The 18,837-nt window shown below is 57.8% G+C and carries 21 protein-coding genes and 2 tRNA genes; 9 read left to right on the top strand and 14 right to left on the bottom strand.

Going from position 1 to position 18,837, the window contains the following annotated elements; translation table 11 throughout:
- Position 1: 1 nt before the first annotated feature.
- The 3 genes from glmU to F8B91_RS03650 form a co-directional block, all read right to left on the bottom strand.
- Positions 2-1,357, bottom strand: a complete 1,356-nt coding sequence (gene glmU, locus F8B91_RS03660; protein WP_210324324.1) for a bifunctional UDP-N-acetylglucosamine diphosphorylase/glucosamine-1-phosphate N-acetyltransferase GlmU — start codon at positions 1,355-1,357, stop codon at positions 2-4.
- Positions 1,358-1,469: 112 nt separating this feature from the next.
- Positions 1,470-1,544 (bottom strand) — tRNA-Lys (locus F8B91_RS03655).
- Positions 1,545-1,598: 54 nt separating this feature from the next.
- Positions 1,599-2,927 (bottom strand): 8-oxoguanine deaminase, encoded by a 1,329-nt coding sequence (locus tag F8B91_RS03650; RefSeq protein ID WP_196502349.1) that lies wholly within the window; start codon positions 2,925-2,927, stop codon positions 1,599-1,601.
- 83 nt (positions 2,928-3,010) lie between these two features.
- Here F8B91_RS03650 and F8B91_RS03645 point away from each other — a divergent pair, with 83 nt between their 5' ends.
- Genes F8B91_RS03645 through F8B91_RS03635 form a run of 3 tightly spaced genes read left to right on the top strand, consistent with a single transcriptional unit; the run spans position 3,011 to position 5,877 of the window.
- The gene (locus tag F8B91_RS03645; protein ID WP_246715098.1) at positions 3,011-4,138 is read left to right on the top strand and encodes an ABC transporter substrate-binding protein; all 1,128 of its coding nucleotides are present in this window, start codon (positions 3,011-3,013) and stop codon (positions 4,136-4,138) included.
- Between the two features lie 46 nt (positions 4,139-4,184).
- Positions 4,185-5,090 carry an ABC transporter permease gene (locus tag F8B91_RS03640; protein ID WP_196502347.1) on the top strand — a complete coding sequence of 302 codons (906 nt, stop codon included), beginning with the start codon at positions 4,185-4,187 and terminating at the stop codon, positions 5,088-5,090.
- Entirely contained in the window at positions 5,080-5,877 is a 798-nt protein-coding gene (locus tag F8B91_RS03635) for an ABC transporter permease (protein WP_196502346.1), read from the top strand. Before F8B91_RS03640 ends, F8B91_RS03635 begins: the two co-directional genes overlap by 11 nt.
- On the opposite strand, the gene tgt is transcribed toward F8B91_RS03635, so the two are convergent.
- From tgt to F8B91_RS03615, 4 genes are read right to left on the bottom strand one after another with little or no spacing between them, the layout of a single operon-like run.
- Positions 5,874-7,001, bottom strand: coding sequence for a tRNA guanosine(34) transglycosylase Tgt (gene tgt, locus F8B91_RS03630; protein WP_196503878.1), 1,128 nt, complete (start codon positions 6,999-7,001; stop codon positions 5,874-5,876). The genes F8B91_RS03635 and tgt overlap by 4 nt on opposite strands.
- A gap of 8 nt (positions 7,002-7,009) precedes the next feature.
- Positions 7,010-8,038, bottom strand: a complete 1,029-nt coding sequence (queA, locus tag F8B91_RS03625) for a tRNA preQ1(34) S-adenosylmethionine ribosyltransferase-isomerase QueA (protein WP_196502345.1) — start codon at positions 8,036-8,038, stop codon at positions 7,010-7,012.
- A gap of 33 nt (positions 8,039-8,071) precedes the next feature.
- A complete protein-coding gene (locus F8B91_RS03620) occupies positions 8,072-8,554 on the bottom strand; it encodes a peptidylprolyl isomerase (protein WP_196502344.1) in 483 nt (160 codons plus the stop codon).
- Positions 8,551-9,105, bottom strand: a complete 555-nt coding sequence (locus F8B91_RS03615) for a peptidylprolyl isomerase (RefSeq protein WP_196502343.1) — start codon at positions 9,103-9,105, stop codon at positions 8,551-8,553. Before F8B91_RS03615 ends, F8B91_RS03620 begins: the two co-directional genes overlap by 4 nt.
- Positions 9,106-9,198: 93 nt before the next feature.
- Here F8B91_RS03615 and rlmB point away from each other — a divergent pair, with 93 nt between their 5' ends.
- Positions 9,199-10,056, top strand: coding sequence for a 23S rRNA (guanosine(2251)-2'-O)-methyltransferase RlmB (gene rlmB / locus F8B91_RS03610; RefSeq protein WP_196502342.1), 858 nt, complete (start codon positions 9,199-9,201; stop codon positions 10,054-10,056).
- Positions 10,057-10,104: 48 nt separating this feature from the next.
- Here rlmB and F8B91_RS03605 read toward each other — a convergent pair whose 3' ends face one another.
- Positions 10,105-10,986 (bottom strand): hypothetical protein, encoded by an 882-nt coding sequence (locus tag F8B91_RS03605; RefSeq protein ID WP_196502341.1) that lies wholly within the window; start codon positions 10,984-10,986, stop codon positions 10,105-10,107.
- A 187-nt stretch (positions 10,987-11,173) separates the two neighbouring features.
- Here F8B91_RS03605 and F8B91_RS03600 point away from each other — a divergent pair.
- Positions 11,174-11,248: transfer RNA gene (locus F8B91_RS03600), tRNA-Thr, on the top strand.
- A 206-nt stretch (positions 11,249-11,454) separates the two neighbouring features.
- A complete protein-coding gene (locus F8B91_RS03595; protein WP_196502340.1) occupies positions 11,455-11,619 on the top strand; it encodes a Flp family type IVb pilin in 165 nt (54 codons plus the stop codon).
- Here F8B91_RS03595 and F8B91_RS03590 read toward each other — a convergent pair whose 3' ends face one another.
- Genes F8B91_RS03590 through F8B91_RS03580 form a run of 3 tightly spaced genes read right to left on the bottom strand, consistent with a single transcriptional unit; the run spans position 11,620 to position 14,161 of the window.
- Entirely contained in the window at positions 11,620-12,015 is a 396-nt protein-coding gene (locus tag F8B91_RS03590; protein ID WP_210324323.1) for a DUF2177 family protein, read from the bottom strand.
- Positions 12,016-12,029: 14 nt separating this feature from the next.
- Complete coding sequence (locus F8B91_RS03585; RefSeq protein ID WP_196502339.1) at positions 12,030-12,827, bottom strand: DUF1365 domain-containing protein; 798 nt, start codon at positions 12,825-12,827, stop codon at positions 12,030-12,032.
- Positions 12,824-14,161, bottom strand: coding sequence for an NAD(P)/FAD-dependent oxidoreductase (locus F8B91_RS03580; protein WP_196502338.1), 1,338 nt, complete (start codon positions 14,159-14,161; stop codon positions 12,824-12,826). The genes F8B91_RS03585 and F8B91_RS03580 overlap by 4 nt, the downstream gene beginning before the upstream one ends.
- A gap of 219 nt (positions 14,162-14,380) precedes the next feature.
- On the opposite strand from F8B91_RS03580, the gene F8B91_RS03575 reads away from it, so the two are divergent.
- From F8B91_RS03575 to F8B91_RS03565, 3 genes are read left to right on the top strand one after another with little or no spacing between them, the layout of a single operon-like run.
- Complete coding sequence (locus F8B91_RS03575) at positions 14,381-14,902, top strand: RNA polymerase sigma factor (RefSeq protein WP_196502337.1); 522 nt, start codon at positions 14,381-14,383, stop codon at positions 14,900-14,902.
- A complete protein-coding gene (locus tag F8B91_RS03570; protein ID WP_196502336.1) occupies positions 14,899-15,558 on the top strand; it encodes a ChrR family anti-sigma-E factor in 660 nt (219 codons plus the stop codon). The genes F8B91_RS03575 and F8B91_RS03570 overlap by 4 nt, the downstream gene beginning before the upstream one ends.
- A 2-nt stretch (positions 15,559-15,560) precedes the next feature.
- Positions 15,561-16,310: an SDR family NAD(P)-dependent oxidoreductase gene (locus F8B91_RS03565; protein ID WP_196502335.1), complete on the top strand. Its 750-nt coding sequence runs from the start codon at positions 15,561-15,563 to the stop codon at positions 16,308-16,310.
- Here the strand turns inward: F8B91_RS03565 and surE are convergent.
- From surE to F8B91_RS03550, 3 genes are all read right to left on the bottom strand, one after another.
- Positions 16,307-17,065, bottom strand: a complete 759-nt coding sequence (gene surE, locus F8B91_RS03560; protein WP_196502334.1) for a 5'/3'-nucleotidase SurE — start codon at positions 17,063-17,065, stop codon at positions 16,307-16,309. The two genes, F8B91_RS03565 and surE, sit on opposite strands and share 4 nt — an antisense overlap.
- 5 nt (positions 17,066-17,070) lie before the next feature.
- Complete coding sequence (serS, locus tag F8B91_RS03555) at positions 17,071-18,351, bottom strand: serine--tRNA ligase (protein WP_196502333.1); 1,281 nt, start codon at positions 18,349-18,351, stop codon at positions 17,071-17,073.
- 81 nt (positions 18,352-18,432) lie between these two features.
- Positions 18,433-18,822: a DUF192 domain-containing protein gene (locus F8B91_RS03550; RefSeq protein WP_196502332.1), complete on the bottom strand. Its 390-nt coding sequence runs from the start codon at positions 18,820-18,822 to the stop codon at positions 18,433-18,435.
- Positions 18,823-18,837: the final 15 nt, after the last annotated feature.

The raw sequence follows: 18,837 nt of genomic DNA, 5'->3' as shown, positions 1-18,837 counted from the left end.
CCTAGGATTTCTGCTTGGCGGCTTTGGCCGCCGCCCGCGCGGCGCGGTAGCGCTTGGCCCAGCCATCGATGATTTTGGATGGTGCGCGCGTGATTGCCAGCGCATCTTCCGGCACATCCGTGGTGATTACGCTCGATGCTGCAATGTTCGCCCCTGCCCCGATCTTCACCGGCGCCACCAAAGAAGAATTGGAACCAACGAAAACATTCTCGCCAATATCGGTGAGGTGCTTTTCATAGCCATCATAATTGCAGGTGATGGTGCCTGCACCAATATTGCTGCCCGCCCCCACAATGGCGTCGCCAATGTAGGAGAGGTGATTGGCCTTGGCACCCTTGCCTATCCTGGCCTTTTTCACTTCCACGAAATTGCCGATATGCACCTTCTCACCAATCTCAGCACCCGGCCGCAACCGCGCGAAGGGCCCGATGCGCGCACCCTTGGCAATGCTGGTGCCCTCAAGATGCGAGTTCGCCAGAATCTCTACGTCATCGCCCACGCTCACGCCGGGGCCGAAAAACACATTGGGCTCGATCACCACGTCCTGGCCCAATTTGGTATCAGCCGAGAAATACACTGTGTCTGGATCAATCAGCGTAGCGCCTTGGCTCATCGCCGCGCGCCGCGCCTCGCGCTGGAACTCGCGTTCCAGCACCGAAAGCTGGTTGCGGTCATTCACGCCTGCGACTTCAATTTCCGGGCACAATGCCAGCGCCACCTTGGTCTTGGCCTTGTTGGCCAGCTTCACCAGATCGGTGAGATAGAATTCACCCTTGGCATTCTTGTTGGAAAGCTTGGGGATCAGCGCCCACAGCAGATCATTATCGATCGCTATGATGCCGGAATTGCACAACTTAATTTTCCGCTCGGCAGGCTTGGCATCCAACTGCTCGCGGATATCCAGAACATCCTTGCCCTTGGTAATCAGCCTGCCATAACCATGCGGATCAGCGGCTTCAAATCCCAGCACCGCCATCTTGCGCTTGCTGTCCAGTTTGGAAAGCAGCGCCTTCAGTGTATCGGCCTTCACCAGCGGCACATCGCCATACAGCACCAACACCGTGCCCTTGAAACCGGCCAGCGCCTGCTTCGCCATGGCAACAGCATGCCCGGTACCCAGCCGCTCGGTCTGTTCGGCAAATTCACATGAGGCGATCACGCCCATCGCTTCATTGCGCACCGCGGCCATATCCGGTCCGTGAATCACCACAGCCTTCTGCGCGCCCAGTGCCTTGCCGGCATGCAGCACATGGCCCAGCATCGCGCGGCCGGCAATCTTGTGCAGAACCTTGGGCGTGGCAGATTTCATCCGCGTGCCCATGCCCGCCGCCAGAACCACTAAAGCCAATGCTGTCATGTCGATAAGTCTGCCCCTGAACCCATTATGAATGTGGCAAAAACTGCCTTCTGTGGGAGGATTGTGGCGGATTTGGTAAAGAACTGATGAAGCAAACAAACGCTGCTGAAAATGGTGAGCCCAGCGGGATTCGAACCCACGACCCTCTGATTAAAAGTCAGATGCTCTACCGCTGAGCTATGGGCCCACTCAACGCGTGTTGAAGCGCGCGGGCCCTCATTAGTTGTGCGCTGCGTCACGGTCAAGCGTTCAAAAACGCCTTTGCCGCCCGCCCATGCTGGCTGCGCAGCTGCGCCAGATCGAGGCCTACCGGCAAGCCATCCACCACCCGCCATGCGCCAGCGATCATGACCCGGTCGGCCCGTTGAGCGCCGCACAGCACCAGCGCCGCCAGTGGATCTCCCGCGCCAGAGAACCGCAACTCATCCAGCTTGAACATGGCAAGATCAGCCTGCTTGCCCACCGCGATTTCCCCGATGTCAGACCGCCCCAGGCAGGCAGCCGAACCCTGTGTCGCCCAGCGCAGCACGTCGAAATGCGTGACCTTCTGCCCATAGGTCAACCGGTTGAGCAGCAGTGCATGCCGCACACCCTCCATCAGGTTGGAGGCGTCATTGGAGGCCGAGCCATCGACCCCCAGCCCAACGGGCACACCCGCCGCTTCCAGATCACAAGTGCGGCAGCGTCCCGAAGCCAGCGTCATGTTGGATGTGGGGCAATGGCAAATGCCAACCCCATGCTTTCCCAGCCGCTTGATATCCGCATCGTTGAAATGAATGCCATGTGCCAGCCAGGTCCGAGATGAAAGCCAGCCGCAATCTTCCAGATAATCCAGCGGCCGCATCTTGAAGGTGGCCAGGCAGAAAGCATCCTCATCATGAGTCTCAGCCAGATGCGTATGCAGCCGGCAATCATGCTTTTCAGCGAGCACCGCAGTCTCACGCATCAAGTCCCGAGTCACCGAAAATGGCGAACACGGCGCCAGCCCGATCTGTATTTGCGCGCCCTCGCCGCGCTGGTGATATTTGCCGATCACCCGCTCGCAATCAGCCAGAATTGTATCCTGATCCTGCACCACGCTGTCGGGCGGCAGGCCGCCATCCTTCACTGACAAATTCATCGAACCGCGCGTCACCGTCATGCGCATGCCGAGCTTCACAGCTTCGTCCACCTGAATGTCCATCGCGTCATCAAGCCCGGGCGGAAACACGTAGTGATGGTCGGATGAGGTAGTTACCCCCGACATCATCATCTCAGTCAGCGCTAGCCGCGTTGCGATCCTGTGGGCTTCCGGGTTCAGCCGCGCCCAAACCGGATAGAGCGCCTTCAGCCAGTCGAACAATTCCTTGTTGATCGCATCGGGGTGCGCCCGCGTCAGCGTCTGGTAGAAATGATGATGCGTATTGATCAGACCGGGAAGAATCACGTGCTGACTGGCTTCAACAGTCGAATCGCATTGTGGCTTTTCACCCCGGCCCACCAGCTGCGAAATCTTGCCGTTTTCCACGACAAGCCCACCCTCAGCGCCTTTTGCTAGCACCGCCAGCGGGTCCTTGATCCATCTTCGCATTCAGGTCTAACCTTACAGGCAGTTAAGAGTTTCAAAACAGGGAGAATAGAATGAAAGCATCTCAAACAGCAACTTTGGCTCTCATGGCCGGCATGGCCTTCTGGGCGGCTGCCAACACGGCGCTGCAGGCTGCCGACATGGAAGGCGAAGTCGATATCGTGGCTTGGCCCGGCTATATCGAGCGTGGCGAGAGCGACAAGGCCTATGACTGGGTGACGGGCTTCGAAAAGGAAACCGGCTGCAAGGTCAATGTCAAAACCGCAGCCACCTCGGATGAAATGGTCACCCTGATGAACCAGGGCGGCTTTGACCTTGTCACCGCTTCGGGTGATGCCAGCTTGCGCCTCGTGGCCGGCAAAAAAGTGCAGCCCATCGATACCTCGAAGATTGCCAACTGGGGCAATGTGGACAAGCGCCTGCAGGATGCGCCCTGGCATACTGTGGATGGCAAGCATTATGGCACACCCTATCAATGGGGCCCGAATGTGCTGGCCTACAACACCAAGGTTTTTCCCGAGCCCCCCAAGAGCTGGAGCGTAGTGTTCGACGAACAGAACCTGCCCGACGGCAAAAGCAATAAAGGCCGCGTGCAGGCCTATTACGGCCCGATCTATATTGCTGACGCTGCGCTTTATCTGATGAAGAAGAACCCGGCGCTCGGCATCAAGAGCCCTTATGAACTGAACAAGGATCAATACGCAGCAGCGCTCGATCTCGTCACCAAGCAGCGCGCCCTTGTGGGCCGCTATTGGGGTGATGCCGCCGTGCAGGTGGATGACTTCAAGAATGAAGGCGTGGTCGCTTCCTCGTCCTGGCCTTACCAGGTCAATCTGCTACAGGCCGACAAAGCCGTGATGGAAAAGACGCCGATTGCGTCGACCATTCCGGAAGAAGGTGCAACCGGCTGGGCCGATACGACCATGCTCCATGCCGAAGCAAAGCACCCGAATTGCGCCTATGCCTGGCTCAACCACTCGCTTGATGCCAAGGTACAGGGCGATGTCGCCGCCTGGTTTGGCTCGGTTCCGGCCGTGCCCGCCGCCTGCAAGGGCAATGAGCTGTTGACCGATGCCGGTTGCGACACCAACGGCATGGCCAATTTCGACAAGATCCAGTTCTGGCGCACCCCCATTGGCAAATGCGAAGCCTCTGGCGAATGCGTCCCCTATTCGCAATGGGCCAAGGACTATCTGGCCGTTCAAGGCAAGTAACCCGAATAGGAGGCCCGCTGCCTAAAGGCGGCGGGCCTTTTTCCAAATGCTAAACACCCTCTCCAACCTCTTCTACCGGCGCTCCTATATCCTCACAGCCCTGCTGCTGGGGCCGCCGCTGGCATGGATCGGTGTCGTTTATTTGGGCGCACTTCTCGCACTGCTGCTGCAAAGCTTCTACCACCTCGATGATTTCTCCGGCACGGTGATCCATGAATTCACTCTGGCCACCTATGCCCAGCTGTTCACCCCCTCAAACCTGACCACCATCGGCCGCACCGTCACCATGGCGGCCGTGGTCACCATCTTCTCCGCCATCATCGCCTACCCCATCGCGTTCTACGCCGCGCGCTATGCCAGGGGCCGCACCAAGGCGCTGTTCTATCTGGCGGTGATGATGCCGCTCTGGTCGTCCTATCTGGTCAAGGTCTATGCCTGGAAATTGATCCTCGCCAAGGAAGGCATCATCAGCTGGGTGCTGAATGCGCTACATCTGGGCTGGCTGCTGGACGCAATTTTGTCCATTCCGGTGATCGGCGGTTCATCCCTGTCTTTCAGCTATATCGGCACTTTTCTCGTGTTCCTCTATATCTGGCTGCCCTACATGATCCTGCCCATCCAGGCCTCGCTGGAACGCGTGCCGCGCGAATATGTAGAGGCCGCGGCTGATCTCGGCGCCTCGCCGCGGCGCACGTTTAAAGACATCATCCTGCCGCTCAGTTTCCCCGGCGTGGTCGCAGGCTCAATCTTCACATTTTCGCTTACGCTGGGCGACTACATCATCCCGCAAATCGTCGGCAATTCCCGCCCGATGATCGGCCAGACGGTTTACACGCTGCAAGGCACCGCCGGAGACATTCCGCTCGCGGCAGCTTTCACCGTCGTGCCCATGGTCATCATGGGTTTCTATCTGTTGGCCGCCAAAAGACTGGGAGCCTTCGATGCGCTCTGAAGCCTCATGGCCCCTCAAGATCGCAGCCGCAGCAGGCATCCTGTTCCTGCATCTGCCGCTGGTGCTGATCATCGTCTACGCCTTCACCACCGAAGAGCGTTCATTCCAGTTCCCGCCGCCGGGCCTCACCGCTCACTGGTTCTCAGTGGCCTGGTTTGACCGCCCAGACATCTGGCCCCCGCTCTGGCTGTCATTGAAAGTCGCGTCCATTGCCACAGCACTGGCTTTGATCTTCGGCACACTCGCCGCCGCCGCACTCGCGCGGGCGAAATTCTTCGGCAAGGATCAGCTCTCGCTGCTGTTCATTCTGCCCATCGCGCTCCCCGGCATCATCACCGGCATTGCGTTGCGGTCGGCCTTCGACATCATGAACCTGCCCTTCTCGACCTGGACGATCATTCTGGGCCACGCTACGTTCTGCATCGTGGTGGTCTACAACAATGCGCTGGCGCGCTTCCGCCGCCTTTCAGGCAACATGGTCGAAGCGTCAATGGATCTCGGCGCCAACAGCTTCCAGACGTTTTGGTACATCATCCTGCCACAGATCGCCTCGGCCCTTCTCGCCGGCGGCATGCTGGCCTTTGCTTTGTCGTTCGATGAAGTCATCGTCACCACCTTCACCGCCGGCCAGCAGGCCACCGTTCCGATCTGGATGTATGGCGAACTGATCCGCCCCCGCCAGCGCCCGGTTACCAATGTGGTGGCCATCATCGTGATGGCGGTGACATTCATCCCCGTGCTTTGTGCCTACTACCTCACCCGCGAGGATGACGAGCGGAAGGATTAATTGGCGATGTCGCCGCGCTTCCACTGCTCATGCGTGGCCGCCCGGAAATCCTCGAACGTGCCTGCTTCAATCGCATCGCGGATGCCCTGCATCAGTGATTGGTAATAGGCAATGTTGGCCCAGCTCAGCAGCATCATGCCCAGCAGCTCACCGGCGCGGATCAAGTGATGCAGATAGGCCCGACTATATTGCGATAGAGCGGGGCATGGATGTTCAGCATCCAACGGGCGCGTATCGGTGGCGTGCTTGGCATTGCGCAGATTGATCTTGCCGAAGCGTGTGAACGCCTGGCCATGGCGGCCGGAGCGCGTGGGCATCACGCAATCAAACATATCGAGACCGCGCGCCACGGATTCCAGCAGGTCATCCGGCGTGCCCACACCCATCAGATAGCGTGGGCGGTCTTCAGGCAAAGCCGGAGCGGTGAAATCCAGCGTGGAAAGCATCAGCTTCTGGCCTTCGCCCACCGCGAGCCCGCCAATGGCATAGCCTTCAAAGCCGATGTCCATGAGGCCCGCCGCACTCGCAAGGCGCAAGCGCTCATTGGTGCCGCCTTGCACGATGCCAAAATTGCCGTGGCCCGGCTGTGTGCCGAAAGCCACGCGCGACCGCTCGGCCCAGCGCAGCGACAGCTGCATCGCCTTCTCGGCATCCTTTTCGCTGTGTGGAAACTCGATGCATTGATCGAGCTGCATCTGGATGTCAGAACCCAGCAGCCGCTGGATTTCCATCGCGCGTTCCGGCGTCAGTTCATATTTGCGGCCATCGATATGCGATTGGAATGTGGCCCCCGCCTCCTTGATCTTGCGGATCTTGGAGAGTGACATGATCTGGAAACCGCCAGAATCTGTGAGGATCGGCCCCTGCCATCCAGTGAAGGCATGAAGCCCGCCCAGTTTTGCCACTTCCTCCGCGCCCGGCCGCAGCATCAGGTGATAGGTATTGCCCAGAACGATATCGGCGCCGGTGCCCTTCACCTGCTCCATGTAAAGGCCCTTCACCGTGCCCACTGTGCCCACTGGCATGAAGGCCGGGGTGCGGATGTCGCCATGCTTCGTGTGCACCGTACCGCGCCGTGCGAGGCCATCTTTTTTGTGCAGCTCGAAAGAGAATTCCTGGGTCATGGCTTCAGTCATTTTTGGGGCCATATCAGGCTGCCATCGCCATAGCTATAGAAACGATATTCGGACGATATCGCATGCGCATAAGCCTGCTTCATGCGTTCAAGGCCCGCGAAAGCGCTGACCAGCATGAACAGCGTGGAGCGTGGCAGATGGAAATTGGTGATCAGCCCATCCACCGCGCGGAATGCGTATCCCGGCGTGATGAAAATATCGGTCGTGCCGGAAAACTCCTCCAGCCCTGCAGATTCGAGCAACCGCAGCGAAGTGGTGCCCACAGCAACAATCCGGCCTCCACTAGCGCGCACTTGCTTCAGCCGCGCTGCTGTTTCGCTCGAGATTTCGCCCCATTCGCTATGCATTTTGTGGTCTTTGGTATCATCGGCCTTGACCGGCAGGAAGGTCCCCGCCCCCACATGCAGGGTCAAAAATTCCGATTCAATTCCAGCAACTTGCAGCCGCTTGATCAGCTCTGGTGTGAAGTGCAGCCCAGCCGTAGGTGCTGCCACGGCGCCCTCGGTTTTGGCAAACGAAGTCTGATAGTCGCTCCGGTCCTTCTCATCCTGCGCCCGCTTTGATTCGATGTAGGGCGGCAAAGGCATTCGGCCTTCCTGATGCAACAGGCGAAAAAGCTCTTCGCCAGCAACGTCAAAAAGCAAAGTGATCTCACCACTTTCGCCCTTCTCTTCAACCATCGCATGAAGCACACCGAATTCCAGCCGGTCGCCCGCTTCCAGCTTTTTGGCCGGCTTGGCAAACGCCTTCCAGCGCCGCTCATCAATGCGCATATGCAGCAGCGCCTCGATCTTGGGCGTGGTGCCCAGCCGCCCGACGCGAACGCCCCGCAACGCCGCCGGGATCACTTTGGTATTGTTGAACACCAACACATCGCCCGCCCGCAGCTGGCCCGGCAGATCGCCCATGGTGAGGTCGGCGAGGCCGTCCCCCACCACCAGCATTTTGGCACTTTCACGTGGAAACGCCGGGCGCAAGGCAATGCGCTCCGGCGGTAATTCAAAATCAAAATCCGCAACGCGCATGATTCACCCGTTGCCGATTGTCATCGCATCAGATCAGGCGTCAGCCGCCACGCGCATGGTGGCGATCTTGTCCGGCTTGTTCACCGGCTCGCCGCGCTTGATGCCATCAACGACATCCATGCCTTCAGTCACTTTGCCCCAGACAGTATATTGCTTGTCGAGGAAGCGCGCGTCATCAAACACGATGAAGAACTGGCTGTTGGCAGAGTTCGGGCTGGCCGAACGCGCCATCGAGCACACGCCCTTTACATGCGGCTCAGCCGAGAATTCGGCCTTGAGGTCAGGCTTCTTCGAGCCGCCCATGCCGGTGCCGGTCGGGTCGCCGCCCTGCGCCATGAAGCCTTCGATCACGCGGTGAAACACCACGCCATCATAAAACTTCTCGCGCGCCAGTTCCTTGATGCGGGCCACATGCAGCGGTGCCAGATCAGGGCGCAAGGCGATGGTCACTTTGCCTTTCGATTTGCCGGCATTGTCGGCGATTTCGAGATGGAGGGTGTTTTCAAGGTCGCTCATTGGATCACCGTTACTTTCGTCATCTTGTCTGGTTTTGCTACTGAACCGTTATTGTTGCTGTCACCCTTGGTGAGCATGTCAACGCACTTCATGCCTTCGGCATCAACTTCGCCGAACACTGTATATTTGCCGTCGAGGAAGCCGCCGTCAGCAAACATCACGAAGAACTGGCTGTTGGCGGAATCTGGCTCGTTCGAGCGGGCCATGCCCACGGTGCCGCGCTTGAAATGTTCCTTGTTGAATTCAGCAGGAATATTAGGTTCATCCGAACCGCCCATGCCGGCCTGCGAAAGATCACCACCGTCCTTGCCGAATTTCACGTCACCAGTCTGCGCCATGAAACCATCGATCACGCGGTGAAACACCACGCCGTCATACTGTCCGGCTGCAGCAATCTTGGTCACCTGCGCCACATGCTTGGGCGCCAAATCCGGGCGCAGCTTGATCACGAAGCTGCAGCTCTTGGATGTGTCCACTTTCAAGGCCGCATCTGCCAAGGCGGGGCTTGCTGCCACGGCTGTCAAAGCCACGGCCATGAGGAATCGTTTCATGAAGTTCTCCGTTAATTTCAGCGAGGACCTAGCCTTATTCGGGCATAGAGGCAACACAGTGGCAATTACAGCCAATTAGGCTAATAAGGCCCCATGACAAGTGATCGATCAGGGCCCAGCAGAGGCCCAAGCAAGGGTCCAAAGCCACCCTTCAAACGCAGTTTTGGAAAACCGGGTTTTGCCAGCAAGAGCCCACCCCGTGCCACTAATCCCGACAGGGACACGCCCATTGCAGTGACCAGCACCGACAATGATCTGATCTATGGCGCCCACCCGGTCATCGCCGCCATCGGCAATGCGAAGCGCAAGCCCGTCAAGCTGTGGGCCACCGAGAATGGATTGGCGCGCTTGAAAGAAGACGTCAAAGACCTGCCGATTGAAGGTGAGATCGTCCATCCGCGCCTGCTGGATCATTTACTCAAATCCAAGGATGCCGTGCATCAGGGTCTGATCCTGGAGGCCCGCCCTCTCAATCAGCCGCGCCTCGATCAGATTGATAAATCCGGCCTCGTTGTTGTGTTGGATCAGGTGACAGATCCGCACAATGTCGGCGCCATCATGCGATCCTGCGCCGCCTTCAATGCTACCGCGCTCATTACCACGGCGCGTCACGCCGCTGAAACAAACAGCGTTTTCTTCAAGGCTGCATCAGGCGCGTATGAACTTGTCCCTTATGTCACCGTCACCAATCTGGCACGCGCGCTGGAAGAATTAAAAACTTATGGCTTCAGCCTGATTGGACTCGATTCCGAAGCAGCCGGCACGATGGATGATTTGAAGATCACAGCACCGCTCGCTGTTGTCCTCGGCGCTGAAGGCCGCGGTTTGCGCCAGCTTACGCGCGACACGTGCGATGTGGTGGCAAGGCTCGATATGCCTGGCCAGATTAAGAGCCTCAATGTGTCAATTGCGGCAGCGCTTTCGCTCTATGCGCTGCGCCACAAAATATAAAAGCCGGAGCAAGGCCCCGGCTTTTTGAAAACTGTTGAAGGCGAAGACTTAGTAGCCGCCGCCCTTGGACATGGTCGGGCCGTAGAAAACCTGGTAGCCTTGGTTATAGCCATAGCCACCATTCATGCCGTAACCACCCTGCATGCCGTAGCCGCCGCCGAAGGTGCCCTGGGCTTCGTTAAAGCCCGAATTGTAGCCGATGCCATAAGTACCGCCCTGGCTGCGGCGCACACTGTAATGATAGCTCGCTGAAACACGGCGGGTGGCGCTGTAGCGCACACGCTTGGCGCTCTTGTAGCGCTTCACATAGCCACCCTGGCCATACGCATAGACCGGAGCACCGACGGCATAAGCGCCGCCGCCTGCATAGCCATACCCGGCAGCACCGTAACCCGACATATCGTATCCAGCATATCCATAACCGCCGCCGCCATAACCCTGGCCATAAGCGGAATAGCTATAGTTTGCAGTGCGCGAACGGCGCTCGGCCTGCATTACTGCAGCACGGCTGCCATAGAACGAGCTGCTATAACCATAGCCGCCCTGCTTGCCGTAGCCCGAGCCGCCACCATAGGCATAGCCGCCGCCATAAACACCGCCGCCTGCATACCCACCAGCATAATTGCCGCAATAGCAGGCTGATCCATACCCGCCGTAGCACTCGCTTTTGCTACGTGCGTTAAAGCGTCGGCCGTTCACCACGCAAATGATCTGTGACTGGCCTTCCCAGCTGTAAGAGCCGCCATGATAACTACCGCCACCCTGCTTGCCACGACCGCCACCACCGGGATTGCCACCCTGCTTGCCACCACCAGTGCCACCGGGGTTGCCGCCGGCATGAGCATCCATGAAGCCCGTTGCAAAAGGAGCCGCAGCGAAAGTCGCCACTGCCAGCACAGCCGGCAAAATCAATTTTCCAGAATAAGACATCTTCAACTTCCCTTCCTAAGAACTCAACAAACTTCTAATGACCTGCCTCAGAATGAGACATCTGCAGGCGGCTTCGTGATCTTGGCTTGGGGTGTTGCAGCAACGGGGCCAAATGGATTAAAGGCCTCGCTAACGGCCCGCTCAGCGGGCCCCGTCATGGCCGATGGTTAAATTCAGAGCCTTTGATGCCGGTTTAGCTCAGCGGTAGAGCAGCGGTTTTGTAAACCGAAGGTCGGGAGTTCAATCCTCTCAACCGGCACCATTCAACATACAACCGCCGTCACAACGAAACACGCAGAGATTGTGCTGTTCTAGCCATTGAGGAATTTCTCAATTAAAAATTGTCTTCTTTTCAAAATGAGACAGTAGCATCGAAAATTTTGCAATTTCCGCGCGCTTTTTTTCGCCAATTCTAGCGCTTGTTTAATCTTTCGAGCTTTTAAAGCTGGGGACGAGGAGAGAAAAACGATGTTCAGGAAGTTTTTTGCTGATCAGCGTGGCGTAACCGCCATCGAATATGTGGTGATCGCAGCTGCTTTGGGAGTAGGCCTCGTGATACTCATGCCTGGTTTCTCTAGTCAGGTTGCCGGGCAATTCTCAAGCCTCGGCAGCCACATCGCGTCGGGCAAATAGTTACGTCAGGATTTTTGTGACCCCAGCCGCCACGGCGGCTGAAAGCAACGTGCCCCACGCAAGGTCAACCAGCGCGATACGCGTGCTAAACCCCTTGAGCACTGCTAGGCCCGTGAGATCATAAGTGCCATAGGCCACCAGACCTAAGACCGCGCCGGCACTCGCAGCTTGCATGACGCTCTTCGCCGCCACGCCCGGCGAAATGGCCAAGAACACCAAACCAAGCGCATAAACCAGATAGAAGGCCACTGCCGCCGCCCAATTCAAATCGGGGCGTAGCGCGTCCCCCATTTCAGAAACGTAGAGCCCTCGCCCGATCAAACCCAGCCAAACGAAATCGATCACGGCATAAACGACCAAAGCGAGCAAATAGGCATATATGTATTGCACTGGCATTTTCGGTTCCTGTTTCATGGTTGAGTGATTGGCGGTTTAAGCTTGGCCCTAGCAACGCGGCGCGGCTCATCAGGTGGGGAAACCCTGGCGGTGCGGCCGCCCACACGCAAACCCTTGGCGTAGAGCTTAAGCGCTTCCCAGTGAATGCCGCCCCAGATCTTGAGCGGCTGGATCGCGAGCTGCAGGCAGAGCCGCAGCAACTGCCAGTCATTGAGACTGGCGCGTTCGCCCTCAATGCGCGCAGTAAGTTTCAGTCCGCCTTCGACGAAATAGGCAATGTCGAATTGCAGTTTGTCAGCCAGCTGTCGCAACAGGAAACGATACGTGCCTTCCACCTGATTGAAAGGCGAAACATGCAGTGCCTTTTCCGCCTCGTGGCCAGTAAAGCCCGCCACCGGCACCACGTAGGAATGACGCCCGCCCCAAGTGTTGTTCACTTCATAAATCATCGCCGCGGGCTGGTCTTCAGAATCAATCGCCATATAGATTGTGATCGGGTTGAACAGCCGCCCGAGGATGCGCGGATAGCACAACATGAAAATCCGCCCAGCATGTTGCAGCCCATTTGCTTCAAGCAGCCCACGCACATGGATGTTGATCGGCGTACCATCGCCCGGCCCGTGGTCAGCATCGCGCACCGAAAGCAAACGGCGCCGGTTATATCCCATGATCCACGAGGTCTTATTGATCTGTTCCAACTGATCAATGTCGAGAAAGACACTCACGGCCCGGTAGACGAGCTCGTGTTTGACGGATGCAAACCGCCGGTGCGAGACAGCGCCGAGATAGAGGCAGGGCTTGAGGTCACTCATTCTGCGGCCTCGGCCCATTCGATCGGATTCAATTGCGGCACAGGCTTCCGCACGATACGTCCATCACCATTTGCAACATTCCATGGGCGCGCCAGACCGCCCAGGTCTTCAGCCACGGCAAGCCCCGATTGCAGGCCATCCTCGTGGAAGCCCGCACCGAAATATGCGCCGCAGAACCAGGTATTCTGCTGTCCCTGAAGGCTCCACAGCTCCTGCTGCGCCAAAAAGGTTTCATCCGTGAACACTGGATGCTGCACCCGGTGGTCCAGATGAATGGGCCCGTGCGGCTTCGCCTGCGGGTTCAGGCTCACAAACACATTCTCCCGTGTGGGCAAATGCTGCAAGGCGTTCATCCAATAGGTCACGCCCGCACCGTCATTGCCCGTCTGCGAGACATAGTTCCAACTGCTCCAGAACCGCTTGGCGCGCGGCATTAGTGCTGCATCTTGGTGCAGCACCACGCGGTTATCGGAATAGCGGAATGGCGAAAGCAGCGCGATTTCCTTTTCGCTTGGCTGATCAAGCAGCCGCAGTGCCTCATCGGCATGGCAAGCCAGCACGACATGATCGAAGCGTTCTTCGGCGCCATTATCCATCACCACATCGGCGTAATAATTGCTGCGCTTGATCTTGAAGGCCCCCAGCCCCGCTTGCGTGATTGTTGTCTGGGCCAAAAGCTTGGCCACATAATTGCGCGAGCCACCCTTGACCGTGCGCCACGGCTTGCGCCGGCCCAATGTCAGAAGCTGGTGATTGTCAAAGAACTGGATGAAGGCCTTGGCCGGATAATTCATCATGTCACCGGTTTCCGAAGACCAGATGGCGGCAGCCATTGGCAACAAGTGAAATTCAACAAACCGGGCACTGTAGCCAAACTCTTTCAGGAACTGTCCTAGCGGCATGCAAGCATCCACCGATGCCGCCTGCTGTTTGGCTTGCCGGTAGAAGCGCACCAGCTCCTTGACCATGTTCCAATGCGTCGGGTTGGTGGCACAGGCGGGCCAGGTGCCCATCAGGTGGAACAGGCTTTGCCCGCTATATTCCACTTCGCCATTTTGCAGTGAAACCGAGAAGCCCATCTCAGTCTTCTGGCTGTCGACGCCCAGCGTATCAAGCATGCCTACCAGATTGGGATAGGTCGTTTCATTATAGACAATGAATCCCACATCCACCGGCACTTTGCCTCCGGCGGTTTCAATATCATGGGTGTGCGAATGCCCACCAAATCTGTGGTTAGCCTCGAAAAGTGTCACCCGGTGACGTTTGGAGAGAAGCCAGGCTGCTGATAGCCCCGATACGCCAGAGCCCACTACCGCAATATTCAAACGTCTCATTCTGCACTCCCTGATGCCTCAACGTGCGGGAGCGCTGGCCGGATCACTTTCAAATCAACGATTTGGCTATTCCTGGCTACGGTGATCCAAGCAGCACCTTGGCGCGTAGAGGTGCCAAGGGAATGACAGATGCAAATGTCCACCACATACGTTAGCGTTCCGTTCATGGAGCAGCGCGGCCAGGGAAGACCATTGGACGAAAAAGGCTTGCAAAGTTTGATGCGGCAGGTTGCAACCAACCGCGACCGCACCGCCTATGAGCAGCTTTTCGACGTGATTGCCCCGCGCTTGCAAGGCCAGCTTTCACGCTTGGGCCTGCAGCGCACTGAAGCCGAAGACATTATCCAGGACGTGATGGTCAATGTTTGGGTCAAGGCCGGGATGTACTTGCCGGAAAAAGGCTCGGTCTTTGCCTGGGTCTTCGTTATGGCTCGCAACCTCAGGATCGACCGGGCACGTAAACTGCGCCCGCAGGTCTTGATGGATTTCAGTGAGTATGACGAGCCCGATACGGCCGAAAACCCTGAAGAGCAAACGCTCCGCTATTCCCACCTCAGCGCACTCAAGATCGCAATGGACTCGTTGTCAGCCGAGCAACGCGAAATCTATGACCTGATCTTCCGCGAAGAGCTGACCCAGCACGAAATCGCTGCAAGATTAAATCTGCCTTTGGGCACCGTTAAATCGCGCATGCGCCTGGCTCAGGTGCACTTGCGTAAATCCATGGAGAAATCATCGTGACCAATATTCAGCACCATCTTGACGACGCTACGGTGCTTTCTTTCGCTGGCGGCACCCTGCCCCGGCACTTGCGCATTGTGGCATCAGCTCATCTTGAGGCCTGTGATGTTTGCCGCGAGAATGTGCGGGGCGCGGCCGAGCTTGGCGCCGCCATCGCCTTCAGTGAAGCGCCAAGGCCGGTCAATGCCAACCTCAAGCAGGCTGTGATGGGCCGTGTTGATACTGCAACTCTTCACCGCTTCCCGGCATCGCGCGCCAGGCAGCCTTCCGAATTGCCGCGTGCTTTGGCCAGTGAAATTGGTGTCGAGACATTTGATCAATTGAAGTGGCGCAAGGCCGGCCCTGGCATTGAAATGGTGAAGCTGCCGCGTGCCGCTGGTGAGGATGGTTTCTTTGGCTTGCTGCGCGTCAAGCAAGGCTCGCAGCTTCCGGAACATGGCCATGGCGGAACCGAGTTGACCTTGGTTTTGAAGGGCGCCTACCAGGACGAAATGGGTGAGTTCAAAGCTGGCGACATCGCCGATCTGGATGACAGCATTTCCCATAATCCGGTGGTGAAAGGTGACGAGGCCTGCATTTGCCTCGTGGCCAATGATGCGCCCACCCGTTTTCGCTCCCTTGCTGCGCGCCTGCTCCAGCCCTTCATCGGGATTTGAGCTTGGACGGTAAAAGCCTGCCCTGGCGGGTGGTCTGGATCACCGGGGCCTCCAGCGGCATCGGCTTCGAGATCGCCTGTCAGTTGGCCCGTGATGGCATCAAGGTAGCAGCCTCCGGACGCCGAGATGCGCCTGACTTTGGCACGAGTGGCATCACCTATTTTCAAGTCGATGCCATCGACCTCAATGCCATGGCTGAGACCGCACAAAAGATCGAAGCCGAACTGGGGCCGATCGATCTCGCGATCTTCGCGGCGGGCCTTTATGAAGGGTCTGTGCCTGGACAATTTTCTGCCGAAGCCTGCCGTCGCATGATGGAGACGAATTACGGTGCCGTACTCAGCGGCATCAGCGTCTGCTTTCCAAGGATGAAAGCAAGGGGCCGGGGCCATATTGCATGGATCGCATCAGTCGCCGGTTATGGCGGCTTGCCCCGCGCTGCAGGTTACGGGGCCAGTAAAGCCGCACTGATCAATCTTGCCGAAAGCCTCAAGCTCGAATGGTCAGGCATGGGCGTGGATGTCAGCGTCATCAATCCGGGCTTCGTCAAAACGCCAATGACCAGCACCAATGATTTTCCGATGCCATTCTTGATGCCTGTGGAGGCGGCGGCGAAAGCCACAATCGCGGGCCTCGCTGCAGGAAAGTTCGAGATTGCTTATCCACGCCGCTTTGTGTGGCTGCTGAAGATTTTGAACCTGCTGCCCTATGCAGCCTATTTCCCTTTAGTGCGTAGGATCACCGGTTCTTAAGCCTTGAACGCATCCTTCAGCTTCGCCATCAGGCTTAGCTGGGTCAGGTTCATGTGCAGCGGTGTGACCGAAATCTTGCGATTGAACACCGCAGCCAGATCAGTGCCAGCTGGCGGAATGCCCTTGTCGCGCGTGAAGCCCAGCCAGTAATAGGGCTCGCTCCTGTTGTCCTTGCGCTCATCTACCGTGAGATAATTCTGGTCGCGCTTGCCCTGTGAGGTGATTTCGGTTCCCGCCACATCGGCCACGCGGCAATCCGGGAAATTCACGTTGACCAGAATGCCCGGCCCAAATTCCAGCTTCATCAACGTCTTCACAATTTCAGCGCCATGCGCTGCTGCCACCGCGAAATTCAGACCATTGTCATGAATGCCGGTGACCTGCGACATGGCGATGGATTTGATCCCCAGTGACGTGCCTTCCATTGCGGCGGCGATGGTGCCGGAATAGGTCACATCATCGGCAATGTTCTGCCCGCGGTTGACACCGGACAGCAAAAGATCAGGCATGCCTGGCATGATCTTGCGGCACGCCATAATCACGCAATCTGTTGGCGTGCCCGACACTTCATAGTGCCGGCCTTCAATGTGGCGATAACGCAGCGGATGCGACAGTGTGAGCGAATGCCCTGCCCCTGACCGTTCCACATCAGGTGCCACCACCCACACATCATCGCTCAGCGTGCGGGCAATGTTTTCCAGAACCTTCAGCCCCGGCCCATGAATGCCGTCATCATTGGTGACCAGAATGCGCATGGTGTTTACGGCCGCTTGATGACGGACATGCCACCCATATAGGGGCGCAAGGCTTCCGGAATGGTCACGGAGCCATCGCCATTCTGATAATTTTCCATCACCGCAACCATGGTGCGGCCCACGGCAAGCGCTGAGCCATTCAGCGTATGCACATAGCGCGCCTGCTTGGCATCCGCCGCTTTCGAGCGGGCTTCCATGCGCCGCGCCTGGAATTCACCAAACTGCGAGCAGGATGAAATTTCACGGAAGGCATTTTGCCCCGGCAGCCACACTTCAAGGTCATAGGTTTTGCGCGTGCCAAAACCCATGTCACCCGTGCACAAAAGCATGGTGCGGTAATGCAGGTTCAGACGTTTGAGAATTTCCTCGGCACACCCGGTCATGCGCTCGTGTTCCGCATCGGCTTGTTCCGGCGTGGCAATCGAAACGAGTTCCACTTTGGAGAACTGATGCTGGCGGATCATGCCGCGCGTATCACGTCCTGCAGCACCCGCTTCTGCACGGAAACAAGGCGTATAGGCTGTCATGCGCAGCGGCAGAGCAGCTTCATCGAGTACCTGCTCGCGCACCAGATTGGTGAGCGACGCTTCCGCCGTGGGGATCAGCCAATGGCCGGATGTGGTCTTGAACAGATCCTCGGCAAATTTGGGAAGCTGGCCCACGCCATACATGGCTTCATCACGCAGCATGTAAGGCGCATAGGTTTCGCTGTAACCGAATTCATTGGTATGTATGTCCAGCATGAATTGCGCCAAAGCGCGCTCCATCCGCGCCAATGCGCCCTTTAACACCACGAAACGCGCGCCAGAAAGCTTGGCCGCGATTTCGAAATCCATCAGCTTTAGGCCTTCACCCAGATCGAAATGCTGCAACGGCTCGTAGGCGAATTCCGGCTTCGTGCCCCAGCGCCGCACTTCCGCATTGCCGTGCTCGTCCTTGCCGTCGGGGACAGACGGCAATGGAATGTTCGGAATGACGCTGAGCGCATCGGTCAATTCTTTTCCGAGCACACGCTCTTGTTCTTCGCCAGCGCTGATCTGATCCTTCAGCGAAGCCACTTCCGCCTTCAGCTTGTCGGCCAGCGCCTGATCCTTCTTGCCCATCGCCGCGCCGATTTCCTTCGACAGTGCGTTGCGGCGGCTTTGCGCTTCCTGCAAAGCCTGCAGCTGTGCGCGGCGCTTTTCATCAAGGCCAACCAGCGAAGCGGCTTGTGCGCCAAGACCGCGCCGCGCCAGTCCGGCGTCAAAAGCAGCCGGGTTTTCGCGTATCGCCTTGATGTCATGCATGGGTCGGAATCCTTCGAAGAGAAGCCGCACCTATAATCAATTCCGCTAGGGCTCGTACAGGGGCGAAATGCGCTGAAGAATTCAGTTCAGATCATTGGCGAAGATGTGGCTGATCACCTTGTCGTTGCGCTTGATATTCAGGCGCTTCACCGTTCCGGCCGGCAGTTCGACCACGCCGCGCACTGGTTCATTCACCCCAATCGTATCCAGCGATTTCGGCACGGTGTTCTCGGCCAGCGCCGCGATGCTGCCATCCTGTCTTACGAACAACATGTCGAGTGACATATAGGTGTTCTTCATCCACATCGAAGCCGGCCGAGGCTGCTGGAAATCGAAAAGCATCGCCTGGTCGTCCGGCAGGATGTGGCGGAACATCAGCCCGCGCTCGCGCAGGTCCTCGGTGTCTGCAATTTCGGTGGAAAAGGTGGTGATGCCGGACGATGTGACGACGCTTAAAGGTTCAACCCGCATCGCCTCCTGTGCATG

Source organism: Aestuariivirga litoralis (assembly GCF_015714715.1).
Lineage (GTDB): Bacteria > Pseudomonadota > Alphaproteobacteria > Rhizobiales > Aestuariivirgaceae > Aestuariivirga > Aestuariivirga litoralis_A.
Note: the sequence above shows the minus strand (reverse complement) of the source record. Positions and strands in the feature narration are given on the sequence as shown.

Excerpts from the sequence above, each read along its gene's own strand:
- glmU (WP_210324324.1), bottom strand. The coding sequence starts at position 1,357 with ATGACAGCATTGGCTTTAGTGGTTCTGGCGGCGGGCATGGGCACGCGG.
- F8B91_RS03650 (WP_196502349.1), bottom strand. The coding sequence starts at position 2,927 with ATGCGAAGATGGATCAAGGACCCGCTGGCGGTGCTAGCAAAAGGCGCT.
- F8B91_RS03645 (WP_246715098.1), top strand. The coding sequence starts at position 3,011 with ATGGCCGGCATGGCCTTCTGGGCGGCTGCCAACACGGCGCTGCAGGCT.
- F8B91_RS03640 (WP_196502347.1), top strand. The coding sequence starts at position 4,185 with ATGCTAAACACCCTCTCCAACCTCTTCTACCGGCGCTCCTATATCCTC.
- F8B91_RS03635 (WP_196502346.1), top strand. The coding sequence starts at position 5,080 with ATGCGCTCTGAAGCCTCATGGCCCCTCAAGATCGCAGCCGCAGCAGGC.
- tgt (WP_196503878.1), bottom strand. The coding sequence starts at position 7,001 with ATGACCCAGGAATTCTCTTTCGAGCTGCACAAAAAAGATGGCCTCGCA.
- queA (WP_196502345.1), bottom strand. The coding sequence starts at position 8,038 with ATGCGCGTTGCGGATTTTGATTTTGAATTACCGCCGGAGCGCATTGCC.
- F8B91_RS03620 (WP_196502344.1), bottom strand. The coding sequence starts at position 8,554 with ATGAGCGACCTTGAAAACACCCTCCATCTCGAAATCGCCGACAATGCC.
- F8B91_RS03615 (WP_196502343.1), bottom strand. The coding sequence starts at position 9,105 with ATGAAACGATTCCTCATGGCCGTGGCTTTGACAGCCGTGGCAGCAAGC.
- rlmB (WP_196502342.1), top strand. The coding sequence starts at position 9,199 with ATGACAAGTGATCGATCAGGGCCCAGCAGAGGCCCAAGCAAGGGTCCA.
- F8B91_RS03605 (WP_196502341.1), bottom strand. The coding sequence starts at position 10,986 with ATGTCTTATTCTGGAAAATTGATTTTGCCGGCTGTGCTGGCAGTGGCG.
- F8B91_RS03595 (WP_196502340.1), top strand. The coding sequence starts at position 11,455 with ATGTTCAGGAAGTTTTTTGCTGATCAGCGTGGCGTAACCGCCATCGAA.
- F8B91_RS03590 (WP_210324323.1), bottom strand. The coding sequence starts at position 12,015 with ATGCCAGTGCAATACATATATGCCTATTTGCTCGCTTTGGTCGTTTAT.
- F8B91_RS03585 (WP_196502339.1), bottom strand. The coding sequence starts at position 12,827 with ATGAGTGACCTCAAGCCCTGCCTCTATCTCGGCGCTGTCTCGCACCGG.
- F8B91_RS03580 (WP_196502338.1), bottom strand. The coding sequence starts at position 14,161 with ATGAGACGTTTGAATATTGCGGTAGTGGGCTCTGGCGTATCGGGGCTA.
- F8B91_RS03575 (WP_196502337.1), top strand. The coding sequence starts at position 14,381 with ATGCGGCAGGTTGCAACCAACCGCGACCGCACCGCCTATGAGCAGCTT.
- surE (WP_196502334.1), bottom strand. The coding sequence starts at position 17,065 with ATGCGCATTCTGGTCACCAATGATGACGGCATTCATGGGCCGGGGCTG.
- serS (WP_196502333.1), bottom strand. The coding sequence starts at position 18,351 with ATGCATGACATCAAGGCGATACGCGAAAACCCGGCTGCTTTTGACGCC.
- F8B91_RS03550 (WP_196502332.1), bottom strand. The coding sequence starts at position 18,822 with ATGCGGGTTGAACCTTTAAGCGTCGTCACATCGTCCGGCATCACCACC.